Below are 21,961 nucleotides of genomic sequence, written 5' to 3' on the forward strand. Positions count from 1 at the left end.
TCTTGTCTCACCCGTTCGGGGGTGGGGAATCGCCGGGAGGGGTGCGGGTGGTGTGGGTGTGGGGAGATGTGCCCGCGGGAGGCGTTCGGGGCGGATATCCCCAGGTGGGTCGGCCAATGGGAGGAAGGACGCCGGCCCGGGCGCCAGGGGTGTGACCTCTGGTGTCCGGGCCGGTGGTGCGTGCATGGCGCGTGGGTTGTCAGACAATGGGGTTGGGGTGTCCCCGGCCCGATTCCGGCGGGCCGGGGCCCCGTGTGGTGCTGTGGGTTTCGGGTCAGTCCCAGCCGCCCTCGCCGCCCCAGCCGCCCTCGCCGCGCTCGCCGCCCTCGCCACGCTCGCCGCGCTCGCCGCGTTCGTCGCAGACGACGCGGAAGCTGGCGACGACGCCTTCCTTGACGTGGACGGCCTTGGTGTGGAGGTCGTCGACGCCGAAGCTGGAGCTGTGGGGGCCGACGGTGGCGATGGGGGCGCCGTTGTCGCAGACCGCGCCGCGGAAGACCTCCACCCGCTTGTGGCTTTCGTTGCGGATGTTCAGGGTCTTGGCGCCCAGGCCGCTGACGACGGTGATGCAGTCACCGGGGTGGGCGGAGTAGGACCGCTCGTTGACCTCGATCCGGCCCTCCTCGTGGCGCCTGCCTTCCTCGCGCCGGCCTTCGTTGCCCTTGCCTTCGTTGCCCTTGCCCTGCCCTTCGTTGTTGTTGCCGTTGTTGTTGTTCTTGCCCTGTCCGGGGTCGTTGCTGAGGGGGGCTGCCGGGGCGGCGGCCGGGGCGGCAGCGGCCGGGACCGCCTGGGGTGCCTGGGCGGGGGCCGCCGAGGCGTAGGTGATGCCGGTCACGGCGAGCGCCGCGGCGGCCGAGACACCTGCGGTCACCATGGTGGAACGAGCGAGCTTCATGTCGCTTCTCCTGTCTGGATATCTCGGAGATGTCGGCTCGTCAGCCGACTGCGACCAAACCTACTCACAGCTGTCATATCAGTCATATCGGAAGATGAGCGGCATGGAGCCGATCGGGGTATATAGGGCCCCGTCTCCCCTTCGACCGGGACATGAAGTGGCCGAGAAAAAAGGCCTATTGAATGCCTGTTGGTCCTTCCGGATGATCTGCTGACGCCCCTTCACCCCTTGCCGACCGTGTGTCGCTGCGAAATCCATGAACTGATCCGTGTTAAAGGATCGGCTGTGCCGGAGGTGCCGGAGGCGGGCCGGCAGGAGACCGCGGGGTGGCGGTGTGTCAGCCGTCCCCGCCGGGGGGTGCGGCGGTGAGTCTGTGCAGTGATTCGGGTCCTGGCCCGGGCACGCACGCCGAGGACCACTCGCACGTGGAGCCGGTGCGCAGGGCGGACGGCCACCGCGGCGGAGCATGTGGCCATGGCCTCAAAAATCCCCGCAAGGCGGTGGCGGACCGCCCGTGCAGGGGATCCGCCCCTGGCCGGCTGGCCGGCTGGCCGGCTGGCGGGCCGGGGGCGGGCCGGGCCGGAACCTGATGACGTACAACTAGAGGGAATCGAGGCCGAGTTCGTGGTTCTTGATCGCCTCGCGGACGGCGTTCACGAAGCCGTTCCAGAAGTGGTCGGCGTAGGGGCTGTCCGGGCTCGGCACGCCGGCTGTCGTCCTGCGCCTGGCCGCGCCGGAGAAGTCACCGAACATCGCCTTGCGCAGCGCGGTGGACAGTTCCATCTGGGCGCCGGCACCGGTGCGGGTGCGGTTGACGATGTTGGCCGGGTCATCGCCGTTGATGGGGTCGGTGGCGCCCGCGAAGGCCACGGTCACGTTCCAGTCGGCGTTGGTCGCGGGGGAGGTCAGAGCGTACTTCGTGAAGGCCGCCAGCAGGTTGCGCTTGAGGCGTTCGTCCCGGCCGCCGATGACGATCTTCTTCACGGCCGTGTCGTCGAAGCCGTGCAGGGAGACGGCGTACAGGTTGCCGGTGCACACGGCGAGGGCGGCCGGGTCGTCGCAGTGGGTGGAGGTGACGTGCTGTGCGGCGGAGTTGGCCAGGGCTTCGAACATCCAGTAGTCCCGCTGCGGCTCTCCCGGCACCGCCGCGCTCGCCGGATCGGTGTCGGCCTCGAAGGGTGTGTAGCCGGCGATGGCCATGCACAGCTCGCTCGTACCCGCCTCGATCCCGCCGCCGTGCGGTGCGATCACCGCCGTACTGCTGACGGGGCTGCTCGTGCCGCGGGCATTGTCCGTGACCTGCACCGGTGCACCGATGCGGAACCGGCGCACCCAGTCCGTGCCCTCCTTGGCCGCCGTGTGGGTGTACAGCTCGGTGTTCGACCCGTACTGGTCGGCTGCCGCGGCCGGCGTGCTGCCCATTACGGCATTGAGGGTGGGCAGGCCGGCGGCGATGGCGGCGACGGAAGCAAGAACGGTGCGTCTGCTGCTGTTGTGGTTCACAAGACGATCTTGCATCACGGGCCAACGGCCCCCTCCGGCAGCCCCCTGAGCATGACAAGGCCGGCTGCGGCGTCATGCAGTGGTCGACGCGCAGAGCCAGGCCCGGGGCACTGGCGCCCCGCCTGCGGCTTCACAGCGTACGGATGCAGCACCGCGGCCGGGTACTCCTGCTCCTGTCTTCTGCCGGCTTCATGGCCACGGCGCGTCTTCCCAGGGCAGAGCGACTTCACCGGGCCCTCGACCGGCCCGGTCGGCGCACGCGCCCTTCACGCCACCGCCCGTGACGTAAGTACCTCCTCACCCCGTTTCTTGATCGAGTGGATGAACGGTGAGGGAGCAGGAGAAAGGACCGGGGGAGCGGTGGCGGACGTAGGGGACAGCCTGGACGAGGTGCACCCCCCGCCACTTCACCCGTCCGGTACCGAAGCCGGCGCAGGCCCCGATGCGTTATCTGGTACGGCAGTTGAAGAGCACGAAGCAGGTGGCGGAACTGCCGGGCATCTCGCAGCGCACGGTGGAGCACTACGTGAAAGGTCAGCTGAAGAAGCCGAGACGCGCTCTGGCGGACCGCCTGTACAAGGAGGTCCGCCACCGCTGGCAGCCAGGTGTCCGCGCCCGTGCCCGCCGCGAGGCGGCGACGCGCCGGTGGCATCTTCACCTCGACCCGTGCCCGCTTCGGCTTCGAAGCAGCCGCAGGCACAACGGACGACCCCCGCGTCCGTGACATCGACCTGGCCCTGCCGCCCGATGACGCGGCCCGTCTCTTCTCGGCCCATGAGGCGGGCGCCACTAAGAGGTCCTAACAGAAGTGGTTGATCATGTGACTGTTGGTCTATCCGCTCGTTGGTCTGTTCGTGGGGAATCGTCAGTCGCGGCCGTGGATCGTGTCGGATGAACTGTGGGCCCTGGTCGAGCCGTTGCTGCCCAAGCCGGGGCCGAAGCTGGTCGAGGGACGGCCGAGGGTGCCGGACCGGCGGGCATTGTGCGGGATCCTGTTCGTGCTGCACACCGGCATTCAGTGGGAGTACCTGCCACAGGAGCTGGGCTTCGGTTCGGGCATGACCTGCTGGCGGCGGCTGGCCGCGTGGAACGAGGCCGGGGTGTGGGACCAGCTGCATGTGCTGCTGTTGAAGAAGCTGCGGTCGGCGAAGAAGCTGGACTGGTCGCGGGCGGTGATCGACTCCTCCCATGTGCGGGCGGCCCGCAGGGGCCCAAAAGCGGTCCCAGCCCGGTCGACCGCGCACGGCCGGGCAGCAAGCACCACGTCGTCACCGACGGCCAGGGCATCCCGCTCGCGGTGTCGCTGACCGGCGGCAACCGCAACGACGTCACCCAGCTTCTGCCCCTGCTCGACAAGATCCCCCCTGTCGCCGGGGTTGTCGGCCGGCCCCGCCGCCGACCCGACGCACTGCTCGCCGACCGCGGCTACGACCACGACAAGTACCGGCGCCTGCTGTGGCAGCGCGGCATCCGTCCCGTGATCGCGAGGCGAGGCCAGCCACACGGCTCCGGCCTGGGCATCTTCCGGTATGTCGTCGAGCGGACGATCGCCTGGCTGCACGGCTTCCGACTCCTGCGCATCCGGTGGGAGCGCCGGGACGACATCCATGAAGCCTTCCTCGGGCTCGCTACATGTCTCATCACCTACCGACACGTCCAACGCATTTGTTAGGACCTCTAAGGCCGAACTGCAGGCGATCCTGGGCGAGGCGTTGGCCTACATGTACTTCCGCGGGGCGGGCACTCGGGCCCGGGGTCTGCTGGTGGAGTTCACGGACATCCAGCAACTGGAACAGGAGTACTGACGTCTCAGCCGACCCGAGGCTCCCTGACGTTGGGCACTTCAGGGCGGGCAGGGTCGTTCGACCGCATCGTGGACTGGGCTGTGAAGCGGTGCCGGCCACCGCGCTCCCGTTCCCGTAGACGGCCGTCCGGGGCGCGGCTGGCGCTCAGGAGCTGTTCGCCGTCGTTCAAGACGCTGCCCCTGTCCGGCCTGCGCTTCCTCGGCACCCCGGGCGTACGTTCCCTGCTCACCGCGGGCGTGTTCGCCGTCGGCGATGCGTTCGCCGATGTCTGCGCTCAGGGCCGGTTCGTGTGCGTGCTGGGCTTCGGGTGCGTGCTGGGCGAGGCCGGGGTCGGCGAGACCTTCGCCGTCCGCACTGCTGCCCGCCGTCCGGGTGAGCTGGTGCTGCTCGATTACCGCGCCCACCCGGTGTGACGGTGTGTTGGGTCTGTGGTGGTTGAGTTGTTGTGGTCTGGTGTTTTGTTTTTCTGGTTGGGATTTGGGGGTGGGGGAGGGGGGTGTCTTGCTGTTCTTGGGGTGTGGTGGTGGGGGTGTTCGGTTTGGTTGTGCGGGGTGTTGGTCTGGGGTTTTGTTGGTGTGTGGGATTGGTTTTGGGTTTGTTGTGGGTGTGGTGGCACGGGGCGCGTTGCTTCTTGAGTGACCTTCAATGTCGTGATCAGGCAGCGACGGCGAAATCGTGCTGGTAGCGGGTGGTGTGCTGCCGGTCATGCGAACGCTGGCCGTGATAGGCCCAGTAGGCATCGAAGTCGCCGTTGTCGATGATGGCGCGGAGGAGCAAGGGCCTCGGCGCCCGTCAGGCTCCATCGCGCGCCGGTGATATCGAGCCGGTCTTTGATCAGATAGCGGCAGCAGCCCTCGATGGCGCCGGTGGCGATCGGCCGGCCCAACGCGAGGGCGAGGTCGTAGCCGAGGTAGGGCTGCTTGGCGCTCAGGTAGGCGATGGCCCGTCGCAGGCCCGGCAGTTGCGTGTTTCCACTCTCATCATCGATGCCTCGGGTCCGGGCGTGGGCGCGCAGGTTGGCGACGACGCGGCTGCTGTGGCCGTCCAGGATGGTGCGGGCCATCTCGGCGACGTGGGTCTGGCGGGAAGGCTGGGTGGGGTGCAAGTCCTCAGCCGCCTTCCACAGGTATTCGAGGACATGAACGAAGTCGATGACGATGTCGACGTGCACGCCCCGCCGGCCGGCTTCGTGCTGGATGCGTTCGAGCTGGTGGTTGTTGCCGTCGACCAGCACGATCCAGCGGCGGCGCTGGTCGGGATCCCGTTGCTGGGCCTGGTCGAACATTGCGGCGATCATCTCGGCGTTGGTGTGCTCCAGCGAGGGACCTCCCGCCGCCTTGCGCGCGGGGCCTGACGTCGGCGTGTGGCCCGCTCGGCGGCGGTGCGCGGCAGGATATCGGCCGCAGTGCGTGCCACCGGCGCGGCGTCGTAGACGGCGGTGACGGTCGCCATCCGCCGCCGCCCCGAGCGTTCCCTGTCCGCCAGCTGAGCCGAGGGCGGCAGGGGGCCGGTGGACACCTGGGCTTCGGCCGTGGCGCGGGTAGCCTCCTGCAACCTCGCCGGGATCATGTTCACGCCGGTGGCGTCGCAGCTGAGCACCAGCAGCTCACCGGCGCCGACACAGGGCCCGGCCGCCTCGCGCGCGGCAGCGTAGAACGCGTCGATGTCGGCGGCGGCCCGCACGCAGATCTCCATCAACTGCCGGGTGCCGATCCGCTGTCCGGTGGCGCGCTCCAGGCCCTGGGCGGCGGCGCGCAAGGACCCGGCGGCCACCTCGTGCGCCACCGCGCGCGCTGCAGCGGCCGGGAGTACAAGTGGGCGGGCAGCGACAATTCGGCGTCCGCGACATGCAGGTTCGCCGCTTTCGGCGCCCGGTAGGCGATCCGGGTCACCTCGACGCGACCCACCGTGGTGGCCAGCAGGCGCCGGTGCCCGCGCTCGGCGCGGGTGCGCATCGTCCCGTCCGCGCCGGTCACCTCCCGGCGATGCTCCTCCGCCGCAGTGCGCGCGTCGAGCTGGTCCTGCGGTCCTCGATCTTGTCGAGGCCAGAGGTTGGCAGTGCCGGTACTCCGAAGGCGAGACGGTGCTGCCGGTGCCTCGGGCGGAGACCGTGCTATCCCGCCCGGCGGACGCTGAGTGCCCAAACCTGCAGGTCTGGCCGAGTGTCGATGTTCTGGCGATCTTCCGTTTCCGTGACGACGATGAAATCGACTTCGACGTTGACCTGCGGGAGTTGCAGGGCCAGGAGCGACTCGATGTGTTCTGCGACTTCTTGCGGGAGATCGGCCGACGCTTGGGCAAGCCGGTGCTGATGGAGCCGGAGTGCGATTATGGCCATCCGGTGCTCGGCTTCGATATCGAGGCCGATCGAGTCGTCCTCTTGACTGAGCCGCTGGTCAGGTGATTGCGGCCGACGGCAGCGAGGATCAGTTGGTGGCGCCCGCCGAGCGGAGCGAGCGGCCGAGATCGCCGACAAGTAGACGAGGGTGGCGCCGCCACCACCACATGTCGATGGGGTCGAATCCGCTGATCCGGTGGAACTGTGACAAGGAGATGCCGTCGTCGAACACGGTGGCAGCCCGGAAACGGTCGTCGAGGGCTTTGATCTGCGGGGTCCACAGGACGATCACGCGCTCAGTGAGGATCGGCCACGCCTCGTGCAGCCAGTTCCGGCTGTAGAGGTCGTTGGTGTATTCGTCCACCAGGTCGCTGTAACCGTCCTCGACTTTGCCCACGAGCCAGGCCCACTTGCCGACCATCTCTTGGACGGTGAATGCCTTGCGCCAGCCGCGTTGATGCAGGACTTCGCCTGCGGCCTGCTCGTTGTGGGGCTCCATATGCCGGAGCCTGGCATACGGAACGGCCCGGTGACCACGGGTTTCCCCTGGTCACCGGGCCGGACTGGGCGGTATGCCCGGGGTTGTCAGGTGCCCGCGATCTGGGCTTCGAGGTCGGCGACGCGACGGTCGTGGAAGCGGAGGTTGGAGCGGGCGGCCTTGAGCCGCTCGTCGAGGGTGTGGTTGTCGGCGGTGAGCTGGCGGACCCACTGCTTGAGGGTGGTGTTCTCGGTGGTGATCCGCTGGATGGTCTCCTCGGTCCATTCGGCCTGCAAGTCTCTGATCTGGCCGAGGAGTTCGCCGATGCGGGTGCGCTGGGCGAGGATCTCGCCGTGGGCGGCCTTGAGGGTGTCCTCGGCGTTCAGGGCTCAGCGCGGCAGGGCCACCACGGCGTGCGTTCCGCCGCTGCCGGTCTCGGTGAGGGTGATCGTGCCGCCGTGCGCCGTGGCGATCTCCCGGGCGATGGGCAGCCCGAGCCCGGTGGAGCGGGTGCCGTGTCCCCGGTCGGTGTCGAGGCGGACGAAGCGGTCGAAGACCCGCTCGCGTTCCTCGGCCGGGATTCCCGGTCCGTCATCGCCGATCTCGATCCGGATGCTGTCCGGTTCGACCACGGCTGTGACGGACACTCTCATCCGCGCGTATCGGGCGGCGTTGTCGATGAGGTTGCGGAACAGCCGAGACAGGTCCTCCGGGTTGCCGGTCACCGTGGTGTGCGCCGGGACCGCGAGCTCGATCTGAAGGTGCGGCGCCGTGGTTGTCGCCCGGATCTCGGCGAGCAACGCGGACAGGTCGACGGTTTGCCGGCGCGCGGCCAGCTTTCCGGCGTCGGCCCTGGCCAGGGCGAGGAGTTGGGAGATCAGCGCTTCGAGGCGTTCGGTCTGCCGGGCGGCCCGTGAGGCGATGTCGGGCCAGGGTGCGCGGTCGGGGTGTGCGAGTCCGACCTCAAGGCCGGTGCGGATGGCCGTCAGGGGGCTGCGGAGTTCGTGGCTGGCGTCGGCGACGAAGCGGCGTTGCCGTGCGGCGGAGTCGTCCAGCCGGGCGAGCATGTCGTTCATGGTGCGGGCCAGGTGGCCGATCTCGTCGTCGGTGCCGGGCTCGGGGACGCGCTGGGACAACTCGGCGGCGGTGATGGCGGTGGCGGTGCGCCGGATCTGCTCCACCGGCCGCAGCGCGCGGCCGACCACCCACCACACGGTGCCGCACGCCACCAGGAGCGTGCCCGGCACGCCGATGACGAGCAGCCGGGCGAAGGTCTCGTCGACCTGGTCGCGTTGGTTGGTGGCAGTCAGGGTGATGACGGTGACCGGTCGGCCGCCGACCTTGGTGTGCTCGCCGAGGACGGAGAGCTCGCCGGGAAGGACGCCGTCGGCGGCCTTCTGCCGAACCGGGGTCGTGGCATCCGCCGCAAGCGCGAACACAGCCGGCCTGCCGGCCAGATTGCGTGTCGAGGCGATGACGGTCCCGTCCGGCGCGAGGACCTGGGACTGGGCCTGCGCGTCGAGCACCGACGGCGGCAGTGGCTGCGGGAACGCCCCGCCGGTAGCCGACTGCTCGATCTGGACTGCGTAGGTGCGCAGTTGCCCGGCGATGGTGCGCTTGGCCTGGCCGACCTGCAGCAGGTACATCACGAGGAGCCCGATTATGACGGCCGCGGTGAGCGCGAGACCGGCGATGACCGTGACGCGGGTCCGCACGGTGCGAGGGCGCGCGCCGTGTGCCAGACGGCGCCAGGCGCGCGCAAGCCCGGTCATGGTTTCTCGCTTCTGATGACGTATCCCTGGCCGCGCACGGTCTCGATGACGGTCGGCCCGCCCGGCCTCTCGATCTTGCGCCGCAGCCGGTGCACGAGGACCTCGACGATCGCCGGGTCGCCGGTGGAGTGGGCGTCCCAGCAGTGTTCCAGCAGTTCGGCCTTGGAGATGACGGAGCCCTTGCGTCGCAGCAGGTACTCCAGCACGGCGGCCTCCCGGCCGGTCACCTCCAGGGGCGCGCCGTCACGGGTGACGGTGCGCCCGGCGGGGTCCAGTGCCAGGCCGGCGGCGATGAGCACCGCCGGCCTGGCACCGAGGGTGCGTCGGGTCAGGGAGCGCAGGTGTGCGAGGAGGACCGGGTAGGAGAACGGCTTGGAGAGGTAGTCGTCCGCACCGGAGTCCAGCCCCTCGGCGTGGTCGAGGTCGTCGTCCATGGCGGTGAGCATCAGGATTGGCGTCCAGCGCTCGCGCTCGCGCAGGCGCTTGGCCACCTGGTACCCGTCCAGGCCGGGCAGCATGACGTCCAGCACGATGACGTCGTAGGCGTTCTCCGTCGCCATCCACAGCCCATCCGTGCCGTTGTCCGTCGCGTCGACGACGTATCCCTCGGCCTGCAGACCCCAGACCAGGGCCTCGGCGACGTCCGGCTCGTCCTCGACCACCAGCACCCGCACGGCCTATGCCTCCCCGATCCGCTGCGGAACCAGCTCCGGACGGGCCTCGTCGGCTGACCGCGCCACCGGGAGCCGGAGCAGTCGCGCGGCCCGGTCCGGCAGCCACCAGTTCCAGTCGCCGAACAGCGAGACCAGTGCGGGCAGCAGCAGCATCCGGACCACCATAGCGTCCAGCACCACCCCGAACGCCAGGCCCATGGCGATCTCGCGCACGGTGACGTCGTTCGCCGTGGCCAGCGAGGCGAGCGCGAAGAACAGGATCAACGCGGCGGACGTCACCAGGCGGCCGGTGCGCGACACACCCTCGATGATGCCCTCCCGCGTGGATCCGGTGCGGTCGTATCCCTCGCGGACCCTGGCCAGGATGAACACCTCATAGTCCATGGACACGCCGAACAGAAACCCGAAGATCAGCACCGGGGCAAGGGTGTCGATCGCGCCGTAGGTGGACGCGCCCCACAGCTCCTTCATGCCGATGCCGTGCTGGAAGACGATCACCAACAGACCGTAGGAGGCCGCCACGGACAGCATGTTGAGCAGCACGGCCTTGGCAGGTAGCAGGACCGACCGCATCCCGCGGGTCAGCAGCAGGAAGGTGACCACTGCGACCAGAGCGAACAGCAGCGGGAACGAGCCGTAGGTGGCGCTGGTCTCGTCGATCTTCTGTGCGCCCTCGCCACCGGCCAGCACACCGGGTGGGACGCTGCGGCGGATGTCGGCCAGTGAGGTGCCGCCGTCGGCGCTGCCGACCTCGTGGTACGGGATCGCGATGACCATCGCGCTGCCCCCGGTGTGCCAGGCCGGTCCTGCCGGGGCTGCGGCGCCGCGCAGGCTGGAAACGGTGTCCAGGGCGTTCACGGTGTTCCCCGCGTCGACGGCCTTCGGGACGTACACAGGCACCGCGGTCAACGTCCCGGACGGGAATCCGTCGGTTTCCAGGGTGTGCAGGCCGTCGGTGTAGGCGCCGGCGGTGGCCAGTGCGTGGCTGCTCGGCGTGCTGATATCGATGGTCGCGGCGGTGGCGGTCAGCGCGGCCAGGATGCCCAGGCCCGCGACCGCCGAAGCCACGCGGTGCTTGATCACGAACTTCGACCAGCCGGTCCAGAACCGGCTGTCCGCCTGCCGTCGCGATGCCCGCCGCGGCCAGTCCATCCGCGGACCGATCTTGGACAGCACCGCGGGGAGCAGCGTCAGCGCGACCAGGGTCGCGGTGGAGGGGATGAACAGCCCGGACACACCGATGCCGCGGACCATCGAGTTGGGGATGACGGTCAGCGCGAACAGGCCGAGCGAGGCCACCATGCCGCTGAACCAGACGCTGTGCCCGGCCCGCTGCACGGCCGCGCGCACCGCTTCGTCGTTGCTCTTGCCGGCCGCGCGCTCCTCGCGCCAGCGGGTGACCACCAGCAGCGAGTAGTCGATCGACAGGCCCAGGCCCAGCAGCGCCACGATGTACTGCACGGCCGGGTGGATCGGCGAGGACGACGGCATCAGGAACGTCAGCCCGTAGACGAGCAGTTGCATCGTCAGCACCGAGATCAGGGCCATGACCAGCGGCAACAGCGCCAACAGCGACCCGAACACCCAGGCCAGGACCACCAGCGCGCCGATCGCTCCGATGATCAGCTCACCGGTGACGCTGGAGTTGCCGCCGCCGGTGGTGTTGCCGGCCTCCAGGGCCCGCAGACTGGTGCCGTGCACGGTCAGACCGGGCGCTGCGGCTGTGACAGCCCTGGTGAGGGCGTCGATCTGATCGGTGGCCATGTCGTCACCGGGCTTCGGCGGATAGGCCAGGACGATCGTGCTCGTGCCACCGTTCCCGACCAGCGTCCGGCTGCCGGTCGAGGCGTAGGAGACCAGGCGCAGGCTCGGCGCCGCCGTGGCGATGCCCCTGTCCACCGCCCGCAGTTTCGCCTGCGCCTGCGGCGAATTGACGGTCTGTCCGGTCGGGAGGTCCAGGACCACGACAGCGGGGTCCTGGGTCGCGCCTCCGTAGCTCCGGGCGATCTGCACGTTGGCGGTGTAGCCGGGGCCGGTGACATGGGTGCCCGGTTGCAGCCGGCCCGAGAGCGACGGCGCCACCAGCATGCCCACCACCGTGATCACCAGCCAGCTGAGACCCACCACCAGCCGATGGCGGATCACCCATCCGCTCAGCTTCTCCACGATTCCCTCCCAGTGACCGGCAGCGGCGGCAGCCGCTGCTCACCTCACTGACGGAAGGTAGGGAGAGCTTCCTTACCGGACGCTTTCAGCGCCCGGCACGGACCGGCACACGCTCGTGCGGTGCCGCGTCAGGAACGTCCGGTTCCCGGCCCGACGGCGCGCGCCTCACGGTCACGCCGACATGTCCTGCTCGCCGCCTTCGGCGCCTTTGTGCACGACGCCGTCGCGCACGGCATCCCCGACGACCACCGCCTGCGCGACGGCGACCTGGTCAGCATCGACTGCGGAGCAGCCGCGGTGCGTCATGAGATATGCGCCGAGGGAGCGGATGGATGTGCCGCGGTTGCGGGAGCTGATCGACGACGAGCTCAGCCGGACGGGGTGAGCGAGGACCGCACGCCGAACCACTGCTCGGCGCCGTATTCCTCGAACCGCTCCACCTCGGTGAACCCCAGCTTCGCCGCGAGGCGCATCGCGCGGTCGTTGGCGGTCTGGGTGCAGAGCACCACCGGTTCGCTGGGGAGTACGGCGGCGAACCAGTCGAGTGCCGCTGCGCACGCTTCGGCGGCGTACCCGCGTCCCCACGCCTGTGGCAGGAACATGTAGCCGAGCTCGGCCTCTCCGGCATCGGGACGGACGTGCCCCGGACGCTCTGCGTTGCGCCGATCGAGCGTGATCATGCTGATCATCGCTCCGTCGAGGTCGATCACGAAAAGGCCAGGGCGCCGCCCGGGCACCTCAGGCACTGCGCGCTGAAGCTCATCACGCGGTCGCGGGCCACCGATGTAGCTGCCCACCTCTGGCGAGGCGAACAGCTCGATGAACGCCGTACGGTCCCGGGCCTCGGACTCGCGGAGCACGAGTCGTTCGGTCCTGATCGGGGCAGGCGGCCAGGTGACGGTCCAGCCTCCAAGCTCGGTCATGGCGGGCAACCTATCGCACACCCGCCGGGCGATACGCGCTCATACAACTCACGGACAAAACCCATGGAGCAGTGTCTCAGGGCCAGGTGACCTCGCCATTTCGAACTGCCAAGGGCTCGAAGCAGTCCGAGTCACAGAATCTGGTCCAGCCCAGGCGGATCTCGCCGGTGGACGTGCGGTGCCGGTCATCTGCTTTCGAGGCCAGCCAGGTGAGCAGTTCGCCCGTGCTGTCGAATTCGTCGGGGTGGATCTCCTGCCGAACGGTCAGGGCCCATGTCCCGTAACAGGTGTCTTGAGGGCTCAGCAGTACCGAGACGAGCGCTCCGTCCACCTTCCATGCCTGGCCCTGCTGGGCGAGAAGAGGCACGGGCTCGTCCACCACGACAGGTTCGCCGGTCTCTTCCTCGACGACTGTCGGGAATGCGGAGACGATGCGCAGACTCTCCGGCTCAGGGCCCAGCCCGAGATGCCAGCGTAGCGCTGCAACCTCTTCGTCAGAGAGCCCGTCGCGTAGATTCAGGGCGATGGAGAGTTCGTAGATGTCAGCCATATCGGCAAGTTATCGGCCCGGTGTGACAATGCTCGTGGGAGAGGTGCTGCAGCGGCAGAACGAGCACGGGTCTGCCCGTCTGGCTGCCGACCTTCCACGCGCGACAACTGCGTCCATATCAGTAGGGAGCCATCGAGCGCAGCCCATGGCGCGTTCCTCGGCATCGGGGCCTGCTATCGACGGGCCCGCAGACGCGACCGCTGAGTGTGTCCACGGACCTGGGCCTTCGCCAGGAGGTGCGGGTTGAGTAAGGGGAAGAATGAGGACGGGCGTTGTCAGTGGGGCTGGTGAGAATGCTACGCACCGGCCACCGGCAGGCGCCCGGCGCGCCTGCCCCGACCATGAGCCTGACCAGCGCCGGGCAAGCCGCGGTGCGTTCCTGCGGCAGCCCCTTCGGAGGATCCTTGGGAACCCCCTTTGGTGCCCGACACCAGGCAGGACGGAATACCCCCAGGTCACACCGCAGATACGGCCGTGTGCGGCGTCGTCACAACCCTCTTCTCTCCTCTTTAACTTGCTAGTGATGTCAGTGGAGGAGGAGATCATCGGGTCCGGGGGCCGGGTGCCCTCTGCGGCCGGGCCGGGCCGGCGGCGCCCGGCCGGTGGCCGTGCGCGGGCAACGAGGAAGGGTCGGGGCTGACGGCGGGCAAGCGGAAGACGAACCCGGCGGGGTCGACGAACAGCTTCCGCGGCGATGTGCTGCGCGTGCTCGGGGTGCTGAAGGTGGCCACGGCCGACCAGATCCAGCGGATCGGCGCGCCGCACCTGAGCTTCCGGCACACCGACAAGGAGACGCCGTCGAAGCAGAAGCAGGTCCGCACCGCCTCCCACACCGGCGCGCTCTCCGACATACGCAGGCACGGCCTCGCCGAGAACGGCGGCTCCACCGGCACGGGGGAGACCCTGCGGAACCTGACCACCAAGGGCCTTCAAGCCGCCTCCTGGGAACTGCGGCGCCCGGTGACGGAGATGGGCTCCACCGCGCGCGGCGCGGGCTCCAGCGGCGCCTCACACCCCATGGCCGTCAACGAGACCGTCATCGCGATGCTGCGCCCCAAGCCCGACCTCGCCCGGATGACCGAGGACCCGGCCGAGGCCCGCGCAGCCGCCCAGGCCGCCATCGACACCCCCGACGGCATCGGCACCATCGCCTCGTACTGGACCGAGGTCCCGCTACCCGCCACCGGCACCTGAAACGCGCCCGGCAAGGGCGGCGCCCAGGCCGACATCGTGCTCACCGCCCCGCAGGACAACGTGCCGCTGCTGTTCATCGAAGTCGACAACTGCCACGAGACCGCAGAGGAGATCGCCGACAAGCTGGAGAAGTACGCCCGCTTCTTCCGGCGCAAGATGAAAGACACCGACGGCCAGGAGCGCCCGATGTGGCGCACCCGTTGGACGGCTCCGGACACCTGGTCCGGCGATAGGGCGCATCCTCCCGTGCTGCTGGTGTTCAACCACACCGGCGAGCGCAACCCCAACCGCACGATCCCACGCCTGATCGACCTCACCCGGCACCTGTGGCAGGGGGAGAGGTTCGCCGACCACCACCACTACGACAGGAAGATCCCGGTCATCGCGAGCGGGCTGCGCAACCTGCGCGAGCACGGCCCGACCGGCCCGGTCTTCCTCCGCTTCGGCCGCGACCACATGCAGCCCCTGCGGGAGGCCATCGGCAACCCGCGCCGCGAAGCGGCCGACGCGCGCCGGCAGGCCCAGCAGGAGGCCCGCCATCAGCAGCACGAGGAGAAGCTGCGCCGCGCGGCCGAACAGCAGAAGGCCGAGGGGGAAGCGCGCCGTCCCGCGTGTGCCGACTGCGGCACGAAGTTCACCGACGAACGGTGGAAAGCCGCGGAGAACTACCCGAAACAGGTGGGGCGGTGGCACCCCACGCTGTGCGACCAGTGCAAGGAGCGGGCTGTCGAGGCGGAGCAACAAGCCGAGCGAGAGCACACGGACCAGGCGGTGCCCAAGCAGAAGGACGGCGGCTGGCTGTCGCGCTTCCGTACCTGACCCGGGCAAGCCTCCCGCCGACGGCGCGGGCTTGCCCCATGATGCCCTTGGGCAAGCCCGCGTTGTCGGTGGAGCCTGCGAGGCTGGAGGCCATGGACAGGGATGAGGAGTTGCTGCGGGGCCGGGTCTACGGCGCCGACCACGAACACCCGGGCCCGGTACCGGGCCGGCGCTACCCCGAACTGGTACGACCCGCGCTCCGGCGATCCGGCCCGCTGGGACTGGGGCGGCGACAGCCCCTGACGGTGCGCCACTCGGTCGGGTGAAGACACGGCGGGGGAGGAACCCTCCCAGGCGCCCGGGCCTAGTGCTCCAGTGCGACTTCGTGATCTATGTGCTGAAGGGTGTTGTGGCGAGGCGTCGTCGGTAGTGGCTGCGGCGGGCGGTTGCTTGATGCTGTCTGCGCCAGGCTGACCAGTGCAGCAGCCTCGCTGGCGACACGGTCGAGGGCTTGAGTTCCGAGCAGGTGGCGGATCTCCGGGACAGTCAGTGCGATCGGATCGCCGCTGCGGGCATGGTTGTTGGCCTCGGCTGGGCAGTCAGGAGCCGCGCTGGCTGCGACGACGGCCAGGAACGCGAGAGCGAGCATGGCCAGGGTGATGTGCCGGTGCCAGGAGTTCCATTGCCTGACCTGGTAGTGGTCCAGGCCGGTCTGGCCTTTGGCGGCCTGGAAGCACTCCTCGATGCTCCAGCGGACGCCGGCGACACGAACCAGCTCGGACAGGGCCACCGGTGCGGGTGACCAGCACAGGTAGAAGGCCAGCTTACAGGTGCTGGGATTGCGGCGGACGAGCAGGTGGCGGTGATCGTCGTCACCGATGTAAACCCAGGCCCAGTCGTAGTAGCGCGGGCCCTTCGCGCCTGCTCCGGCGCTTTGCCGGTGCCAGGCCGAGGCGGGCAACCGGTCCACAACGACCTGCGCCGGGACCGGGGTGCGGCCGTGGTTGATCCGCATCCTCGTGGTGCAGGCAACCGCGAGAACGTACCCGATCCGGCGGGCCTTCAGGCCCGCGCGCAGGTGCGGGTCCTGGCCGTAGGCTTCGTCGCCGGTGACCCAGGACGCGGCGACCCCGGCGTCCAGTGCCGCGGCGATCATGCGCTTGGCCAGCCGGGGCTTCGTCGCGAACTCCAGCTCGTCGGGGACTCCGGCCCGGGCCCGGCGCTCTTGGTCGTCGCACCAGGTGTGCTCAGGCAGGTAGAGACGACGGTCGATCAGGGCACGCCCGCGCCTGGAGGCATAGGCGAGGAAGACCCCGACCTGGCTGTTTTCTATCCTGCCCGCCGTGCCGGTGTACTGCCGCTGCACCCCGGCAGAGGATCGGCCCTTCTTCAAGAACCCCGTCTCGTCGACAATCAAGACGCCATCGTCGGCGCCGAGGTGTTCCATGACGTAGGCGCGAACGTCGTCGCGGAGTGCGTCGCTGTCCCAGCGGGCGCTTCGCAGCAGTCGTTGCATCGGTCCGGGGCGAGCGTGGCCGACGTGTTCGGCGAGGCGCCAGCAGTTCTTGCGCTCGACGCTGGAGAGCAGTCCGAGGAGATAGGCGCGGGCCGCAGCCCGGGGTTCAACCCTTCGGAAGCGGCCCGCAATCCGAGCCATGACCTGGTCGAACATCGCCCGCCAACGGGCAGGGTCTACGCTATGGCCCGCGGCCACCGCACGCTCTTCAGGAGTCCACACAAACCTTGATGATCTCGCGTTGGCCGCACAGGTCAGCCGTCGCACTGTCCACCGTCCCGGGCCACGATTCGCCCGCGACTATGGTGGCGGTCGTGCAGACCTCCGATTCGCCGTTGGCGATACGCGCATGCTGGCTCTCATGGATCGCGGTCCACAGCGCCGACCAAGCGGAACTTGTCGCACAACTTGGCTTCACCAACGTGCGGAAGACCACCTGGGCGCACGGTGTGGACCTCATTGACGAGGTTGCACATGCAGGCGATGAGCGGTTCTCAACAGTCGTGATCACCCCGGCGATCGACGGATGGACGTTGGTCATCGGAGCGTGGTGCGGACTGCCCTACCTGACGCGCACCGCTCTCGTCACGAACCTGTGCCAGCAGCTCAGCTCGAAGTACGGAAGAGCCCAGGCCTACTTCCACAGCGAGCAGAACGACGGCGAAGCCTGGCTGATCGCCGAAGACGGAGACGTCATCAGGCGGTGGGTCGCCGAATATCCCGAACTGGCCCTTGGCGAGCCATTCGGCGTCGAACGGCACCTCCTGGACGCCTTCGGCATCCCCGGCAAGCCCGAAGATCTTGATCCCGAAGACGACCGAGCTAGCAGTTGGGCGGCTACTTGGGGCGACTGCGACGCACCGACGGTCGCCGCAGAGTCGAGCCTAGATCCCCGGCAGATCGGGTCGCAGACCCAGGCTTCTGGAGTGGTGCTCGTGGCCCGGACGCCGCCGTTCGAACCCCTGGACCCGATCACTGGTACGGCGCCTTACGGGGAATCGCCGGGGGACTGACCTTCTTCCAGCGTGCCATCCGCGCCGCCAGCGGCGGAGTCGCGCTGCACCACCGACAAACGATCTACATCACGAAAATGGACTGGAGTATTAACCCGAATCTTTCGTCGCGGGTGCAGCGGTGTCCAGGCTGGCCGAAGGCCGTCCGCCCGTCCTCGGCGTTGACGCCGCCGAGGACGGGCGGACGGTCTGGCCCGCCTCCTCGACGAGGTCGCCGCCACCCGCCAGGTGGTGGTCTTCACCCGCGACGACCGGCTCGCCGACGCCGTCGGACGATTCGAGCTGCCCGAAGCGATCTGGGAAGTCACCGCGGCGAACGGTCGACGGTCGAGGCTTCAGCCCCTCACCACCGGGAAGCACCGGTGGTGATCACTGAGCTTGTTCTTTATGGTCTGAGTCGGTTTCGTTCGGTGATGCTCTCGGGTCGTTTCACGGTCTTGCCCACGTCGTAGCGGGTGGCGGTTTGCTGGTTCTTCGAGCCAAGTGGCCTTCCAGGGCCGGAAATCGAGGACGAGGTGGCGGTGATCCGGTACGGCAAGGACGGCATCTACCGGGTGCGGCCGCCCGGCGGTCTGGTCGCCGCCCGCTTCCGCCACTACGAGGCACGGTCGGGGATGCCCTTGCTCCATGACCATGTGCTTGTGTCCGTGAAGGGGCAGTGCCTGGACGGGAAGTGGGGCTCGATCCACACCACGGCGCTGCACGAGAACACCGTCGCCGCCTCCGCGCTCTACAACGAGATCGTGGCCGCTGAGGTCTGCGAGGTGCTGGGGCTGGCGACCGAGCCGCGCACCGTCACCCCGGGGCGCCGACCGGTCATGGAGATTGCCGGGGTGCCGCACGAGCTGATCCGCTGGACTTCCCGGCGCAGCGACCAGATCGCCGCCTGCCTGGCAGAGCTGGAGCATGAGTACGTCACCGCCGTCGACGACGACGGCGAGCCGAAGTTCCTGCCCGTGGTCTCCGAGCGGGCCCGCGCCAAGCTGAACCAGATCGCCGCGAAGATGACGCGCCCGCCGAAGCAGAAGGCCCAGCCCCTCGCCCAGCTGCGCAAGGAGTGGAAGGCGAGCGCGATCCTCACCTCCGGGGTGGCCGTCGACGTCATCAACTGCCTCATCGAGTACGCCCGTGCCGCGGCTGCGGCGATCCGATCCCGGGTCGCCGCCGTGGTCGACGACGCCCTGGCGGCCGTCGACGTCATCGCGACGGTGTTCGTGATGAACGACGGCGGCCGATTCCACCGCCGGCACCTGCTCGCCGAAGCCCGCCGCCACCTCGCCCTTGTGCTGCGCGGCCGACGCCGCGACCCCGGCCTGGACGACCAGATCGTGGCCGCCGCCATCTCCACCCACTGCCTGGACATCAGCGAGCCGAAGACCGTGCGCGGCCTGGAGGCCGGCTACCGCCTCTACACCGCATGGTGGGCGCTGTCCGACCTCCCTGCCCGGCGCCGCCCACCAACCCCCGCACCCGACCCGGACCGGCATCCCCCCGGCCGATCCCAGCGCGCCGGCTGCGCCCCGGACCCCGGACCAGACAGCGGGGGAGTGGGAGATACCCCGCCTCCCGCTGAGCCACGACCGGGCTGTCCTCGCCGGCGCGGTGGTGCGGGAGAAGCTGCGCGCCACCACCTACGCCGGCGGATTGCGGGGCCGGGCGGACGACGTCTTCGCGCACCAGCAGGCGGCGATGCCAGAGCAACTGCTCGCGCCCCCGGCCGCCGCCCCCGGGCACGGCGACCAGGAGCCAGACGCTGGCCCGGGAGGCGGTCGACCTGACGGCGCTACGGGCTCTGCGGGAGTCCCGCACGGACGTGGAAGCCCTCGATCTCACGGCCAAGCGGCTGCTCCACCTCAGGGACGCCTTCACCGCGGCGGCCGACCGGGCCCACGCCACCGTGGACCAGTACGCGCAACGAGATGATGCCGAGGGACCGCACCCGGTGCGCGACGACGACGAACAGGCGCACCGCCCGCAGCAGCCCGGCCCGCATCGTGGCCGGGAGGCCGGCCACTGAGTGCATCCGATGCCGCGCATCCACACGATGCGCGCCCGCTGCGTTTCCCCTCCATGTCCTGGCTGGAGTTGAGGATGAGGAAGTGACGGGAGAGGCGGCGCGGGCACAGCGAGGGATCGGGGCGCGCCCGCCGGAGCCGCGCGTCGGCGCGGCCGCCGCGCAGGGGTGCCGGCAGAGCGGCGCTCGTCAGGAGCCAGGCTGCTCGTGGTGGTGCGTGAGGGCGTCACGTGCCGGGCGGCGCCCACACGTCCGGCCCGGTGCCTCGCCACTCCACGCAGGCCGCGCTTGCCACGTCCTCGGGTTCGACAGCTTCGGATCCGGCTCGGCGCAGGAACTCGACGACGTCGAGGAGCGTGTACGCCATGCCCACGAACCGGCCGCCGACGCGGACCCGTCTGCCGCCGTCATCGGCGGGCGGGTAGATAACGACCTGTGGCGTCTCGGTCACCTCTTCAGGGTGCGGCGTGCGCCGGGAGCACGCATGCGGGACGCCGGAGCCGTCCGTAGGCTGATGGTGTAGGGTCTCGCCGCGTCCGCGACCTGGGCTTTTCTTGGTTGTCTCACGGCCGTGTCACCATGATCAGTCTCAAGTCCATGGCATTTCCTCGTCCGACACCGGGCAGGTCAGCGGTCGTCCACCCCACCACCGCTGTTGGCCCAATCCAGGGCGCTCAGGGGCGCACGCGAATGACGGTCTTGCCCTTGCGCCGCTCGGTCGGGTTGAGCGCAGGGACGGCGTCGTCGAGGGTCGCGACGGTTGCGATGTGCGTGCGAAGGCGCCCGTCCCGCACCCGGTCGACGATCTCCACCAGCTGACTCGGAACGGACTCGACGACGAAGTCGACCGCCAAGCCGTCGACAGGGCGAGCCTCAACAGGCCCGACCACCGACACCAGCGTCCCGCCAGGCCGGATGATTCTCGCCGAGCGCCTTTGGATGTCAGCGCCGATGACATCGAAGACCACGTCGACCCCGCCGATGTCGTCGAGATCCTCGGTGGCAAGGTCGAGGAACTCGTTCGCGCCGAAGTCGAGCGCCGCCTGGCGGTCCGCCGCCCGCCCGGTACCGATGACGTAGGCGCCGAACTCCCGGGCGAGCTGCGTAACCACAGACCCGACTGCGCCGGCGGCGCCGTGTGCGAGGACGCTCTGTCCCGCCTGAAGACGGCCGTGCTGGAACAGACCTTGCCACGCGGTCAGGCCGGAGATCGGCAGGCTCGCACCCACCGTGAAGTCGACGTTCCCCGGCAGCGGCGCCAGATTGCGTGCCTCCACGGCCGCGTACTCGGCCAGGGTTCCATCGCGGTGCCAGTCCGTGATCCCGAACACCCGCTGTCCCAGCGAGAGCCCCGTCGTGCCGTAGCCGAGGGAGGTGACCACTCCGGCGAACTCGTGGCCGATGATCGCCTGGGCTCGATCGCGACCGGCGCGATCGACCCACGTCGAGGGCCACTCCCACTCCGCGGGGACGAAGCCCGACGCATGGACTTCAACGACGACGTCGTTGATCGCCGGCGTCGGCTCAGGCCGCTCCGCGAGTGTGATCCCGGCTGCTTCCGCGGCCGGATCCGTCGCGACGATTGCCTTCACTGGTACCTCCGTATATCTCGTGCTCGCCGGCTCTGTGCGCCGCTCAAGCCATGGACTGGGCTGATTGGCCCACAGAGGAACGGCAACAAGATCCGTCACCACAGACGGATGGACCGCTGAAACGCGTCGAGTCCAACCGGAGCTCGACGAGCACCACACACCCAGGGCAGCAACACCCACCCATGCGCTAGTCTCACGGCGATGTCGTATACGACATCGGTACGACACGGCTCGTGCGATTACGACATCAGCCGTAAGACCCAACAGCTGATGTGTAGGGTCTCGCCGCCCATGGCCAACGGCGACGCTGTGACCTGCTTGTTGTCGCGCAGTCTCACGGCTTGGCCAGCCGTCCAGTCTCACGGCCGTGTCCGAATCCTCGGGGCGGCCACGGATGGGCAAGACTCCGACCTGCGGAGTCTTGCGAGCTGCCCGTTCTCGTCCATCGTGTCAGGGAGCCATGTCGGCGAGCTGCGCACTGACAACTGCCTTGAGACAAGACGGGCGAGCGATCCGGCTGGGGTCAATGGGCTTGGACGTCACGGGGTTGATGTCTCATTGGTCCTGTCAGCTCCGGTGAGCGCCGACCAGGCAAGTGGCAGAACCACAGAGACCCCACGCGGTGGATTCTCATTGATCTTGTCAGTTTTCCGAGCCAACACCGCCTCATCGGAACGTGGCACGGCCGCCGAACGGGCGCTCCAACGCGCACCATGCGGCATGAGCGGAGGTCGTCCGGCGGTGTCCTACCGAAGCGTGGTCCCTCTCG

General features: G+C 69.2%; 21 protein-coding genes and 4 pseudogenes. 11 read left to right on the forward strand and 14 right to left on the reverse strand.

What is annotated here, in order from left to right; all coding sequences use genetic code 11:
- Nucleotides 1-274: 274 nt before the first annotated feature.
- Both O1G22_RS41710 and O1G22_RS41715 read right to left on the reverse strand, forming a co-directional pair.
- Nucleotides 275-895 carry a hypothetical protein gene (locus O1G22_RS41710; protein ID WP_270086074.1) on the reverse strand — a complete coding sequence of 207 codons (621 nt, stop codon included), beginning with the start codon at nt 893-895 and terminating at the stop codon, nt 275-277.
- A 600-nt stretch (nt 896-1,495) separates the two neighbouring features.
- Entirely contained in the window at nt 1,496-2,398 is a 903-nt protein-coding gene (locus tag O1G22_RS41715) for a poly-gamma-glutamate hydrolase family protein (protein ID WP_270086075.1), read from the reverse strand.
- A gap of 406 nt (nt 2,399-2,804) precedes the next feature.
- Between O1G22_RS41715 and tpg the strand changes: the two are divergent.
- The 3 genes and pseudogenes from tpg to O1G22_RS41730 form a co-directional block, all read left to right on the forward strand.
- Nucleotides 2,805-3,195, forward strand: a pseudogene (gene tpg / locus O1G22_RS41720) (telomere-protecting terminal protein Tpg); the annotation flags it as partial.
- 57 nt (nt 3,196-3,252) lie between these two features.
- Nucleotides 3,253-4,070 (forward strand): IS5 family transposase gene (locus O1G22_RS41725; protein WP_270079538.1). Its coding sequence is split into 2 segments (ribosomal slippage): nt 3,253-3,604 and nt 3,604-4,070, totalling 819 coding nucleotides; the frame shifts between segments, so codons are not numbered across the junction.
- Between the two features lie 201 nt (nt 4,071-4,271).
- Nucleotides 4,272-4,616 (forward strand): hypothetical protein, encoded by a 345-nt coding sequence (locus O1G22_RS41730; RefSeq protein ID WP_270086076.1) that lies wholly within the window; start codon nt 4,272-4,274, stop codon nt 4,614-4,616.
- A 290-nt stretch (nt 4,617-4,906) separates the two neighbouring features.
- On the opposite strand, the gene O1G22_RS41735 is transcribed toward O1G22_RS41730, so the two are convergent.
- Both O1G22_RS41735 and O1G22_RS41740 read right to left on the reverse strand, forming a co-directional pair.
- Nucleotides 4,907-5,500, reverse strand: a complete 594-nt coding sequence (locus tag O1G22_RS41735; RefSeq protein WP_270086077.1) for a hypothetical protein — start codon at nt 5,498-5,500, stop codon at nt 4,907-4,909.
- Nucleotides 5,497-5,988, reverse strand: a complete 492-nt coding sequence (locus O1G22_RS41740) for a hypothetical protein (protein WP_270086716.1) — start codon at nt 5,986-5,988, stop codon at nt 5,497-5,499. The genes O1G22_RS41735 and O1G22_RS41740 overlap by 4 nt, the downstream gene beginning before the upstream one ends.
- 235 nt (nt 5,989-6,223) lie before the next feature.
- Between O1G22_RS41740 and O1G22_RS41745 the strand changes: the two are divergent.
- Nucleotides 6,224-6,607: pseudogene (locus tag O1G22_RS41745) on the forward strand (hypothetical protein); the annotation flags it as partial.
- 22 nt (nt 6,608-6,629) lie between these two features.
- On the opposite strand, the gene O1G22_RS41750 reads toward O1G22_RS41745, so the two are convergent.
- From O1G22_RS41750 to O1G22_RS41770, 5 genes are all read right to left on the reverse strand, one after another.
- The gene (locus O1G22_RS41750; protein WP_270086078.1) at nt 6,630-7,040 is read right to left on the reverse strand and encodes a hypothetical protein; all 411 of its coding nucleotides are present in this window, start codon (nt 7,038-7,040) and stop codon (nt 6,630-6,632) included.
- Nucleotides 7,041-7,126: 86 nt separating this feature from the next.
- Nucleotides 7,127-7,315 (reverse strand): hypothetical protein, encoded by a 189-nt coding sequence (locus tag O1G22_RS41755; RefSeq protein ID WP_270086079.1) that lies wholly within the window; start codon nt 7,313-7,315, stop codon nt 7,127-7,129.
- A gap of 93 nt (nt 7,316-7,408) precedes the next feature.
- Nucleotides 7,409-8,791 (reverse strand): sensor histidine kinase, encoded by a 1,383-nt coding sequence (locus O1G22_RS41760; RefSeq protein WP_270086080.1) that lies wholly within the window; start codon nt 8,789-8,791, stop codon nt 7,409-7,411.
- Entirely contained in the window at nt 8,788-9,465 is a 678-nt protein-coding gene (locus tag O1G22_RS41765) for a response regulator transcription factor (protein WP_270086081.1), read from the reverse strand. The genes O1G22_RS41760 and O1G22_RS41765 overlap by 4 nt, the downstream gene beginning before the upstream one ends.
- 3 nt (nt 9,466-9,468) lie before the next feature.
- Nucleotides 9,469-11,631, reverse strand: coding sequence for an MMPL family transporter (locus tag O1G22_RS41770; protein WP_270086082.1), 2,163 nt, complete (start codon nt 11,629-11,631; stop codon nt 9,469-9,471).
- 204 nt (nt 11,632-11,835) lie between these two features.
- On the opposite strand from O1G22_RS41770, the pseudogene O1G22_RS41775 reads away from it, so the two are divergent.
- Nucleotides 11,836-11,922: pseudogene (locus O1G22_RS41775) on the forward strand (M24 family metallopeptidase); the annotation flags it as partial.
- A 77-nt stretch (nt 11,923-11,999) separates the two neighbouring features.
- On the opposite strand, the gene O1G22_RS41780 reads toward O1G22_RS41775, so the two are convergent.
- Together O1G22_RS41780 and O1G22_RS41785 are read right to left on the reverse strand one after the other, a co-directional pair.
- Complete coding sequence (locus O1G22_RS41780) at nt 12,000-12,554, reverse strand: GNAT family N-acetyltransferase (RefSeq protein ID WP_270086083.1); 555 nt, start codon at nt 12,552-12,554, stop codon at nt 12,000-12,002.
- Between the two features lie 76 nt (nt 12,555-12,630).
- The gene (locus O1G22_RS41785; RefSeq protein ID WP_270086084.1) at nt 12,631-13,104 is read right to left on the reverse strand and encodes a hypothetical protein; all 474 of its coding nucleotides are present in this window, start codon (nt 13,102-13,104) and stop codon (nt 12,631-12,633) included.
- Nucleotides 13,105-13,809: 705 nt separating this feature from the next.
- Between O1G22_RS41785 and O1G22_RS41790 the strand changes: the two genes are divergently transcribed.
- The 3 genes from O1G22_RS41790 to O1G22_RS41800 all read left to right on the forward strand — a co-directional run bounded on the left by O1G22_RS41790 (nt 13,810) and on the right by O1G22_RS41800 (nt 15,383).
- Nucleotides 13,810-14,298 carry a hypothetical protein gene (locus tag O1G22_RS41790; protein ID WP_270086085.1) on the forward strand — a complete coding sequence of 163 codons (489 nt, stop codon included), beginning with the start codon at nt 13,810-13,812 and terminating at the stop codon, nt 14,296-14,298.
- 36 nt (nt 14,299-14,334) lie between these two features.
- Nucleotides 14,335-15,117, forward strand: a complete 783-nt coding sequence (locus O1G22_RS41795) for a cell envelope integrity TolA family protein (protein ID WP_270086086.1) — start codon at nt 14,335-14,337, stop codon at nt 15,115-15,117.
- 92 nt (nt 15,118-15,209) lie between these two features.
- Nucleotides 15,210-15,383: a hypothetical protein gene (locus O1G22_RS41800; protein WP_270086717.1), complete on the forward strand. Its 174-nt coding sequence runs from the start codon at nt 15,210-15,212 to the stop codon at nt 15,381-15,383.
- Between the two features lie 64 nt (nt 15,384-15,447).
- On the opposite strand, the pseudogene O1G22_RS41805 reads toward O1G22_RS41800, so the two are convergent.
- Nucleotides 15,448-16,729 (reverse strand): annotated as a pseudogene (locus O1G22_RS41805) (IS701 family transposase).
- Nucleotides 16,730-16,887: 158 nt separating this feature from the next.
- On the opposite strand from O1G22_RS41805, the gene O1G22_RS41810 reads away from it, so the two are divergent.
- The 3 genes from O1G22_RS41810 to O1G22_RS41820 all read left to right on the forward strand — a co-directional run bounded on the left by O1G22_RS41810 (nt 16,888) and on the right by O1G22_RS41820 (nt 19,603).
- Nucleotides 16,888-17,586, forward strand: coding sequence for a hypothetical protein (locus O1G22_RS41810; RefSeq protein ID WP_270086087.1), 699 nt, complete (start codon nt 16,888-16,890; stop codon nt 17,584-17,586).
- Between the two features lie 515 nt (nt 17,587-18,101).
- Nucleotides 18,102-19,364 (forward strand): MobF family relaxase, encoded by a 1,263-nt coding sequence (mobF, locus tag O1G22_RS41815; protein WP_270086088.1) that lies wholly within the window; start codon nt 18,102-18,104, stop codon nt 19,362-19,364.
- Between the two features lie 35 nt (nt 19,365-19,399).
- Nucleotides 19,400-19,603, forward strand: a complete 204-nt coding sequence (locus tag O1G22_RS41820) for a hypothetical protein (RefSeq protein WP_270086089.1) — start codon at nt 19,400-19,402, stop codon at nt 19,601-19,603.
- 223 nt (nt 19,604-19,826) lie between these two features.
- On the opposite strand, the gene O1G22_RS41825 is transcribed toward O1G22_RS41820, so the two are convergent.
- On the reverse strand, nt 19,827-20,051 hold the full coding sequence (locus O1G22_RS41825) for a hypothetical protein (RefSeq protein ID WP_270086090.1): 225 nt from the start codon (nt 20,049-20,051) through the stop codon (nt 19,827-19,829).
- Between the two features lie 223 nt (nt 20,052-20,274).
- Nucleotides 20,275-21,192, reverse strand: a complete 918-nt coding sequence (locus O1G22_RS41830; protein ID WP_270086091.1) for an NADP-dependent oxidoreductase — start codon at nt 21,190-21,192, stop codon at nt 20,275-20,277.
- Between the last annotated feature and the right edge of the window lie 769 nt (nt 21,193-21,961).

Origin of the sequence: Streptomyces camelliae, assembly GCF_027625935.1 — a bacterium.
In the GTDB taxonomy this organism is placed as follows: domain Bacteria; phylum Actinomycetota; class Actinomycetes; order Streptomycetales; family Streptomycetaceae; genus Streptomyces; species Streptomyces camelliae.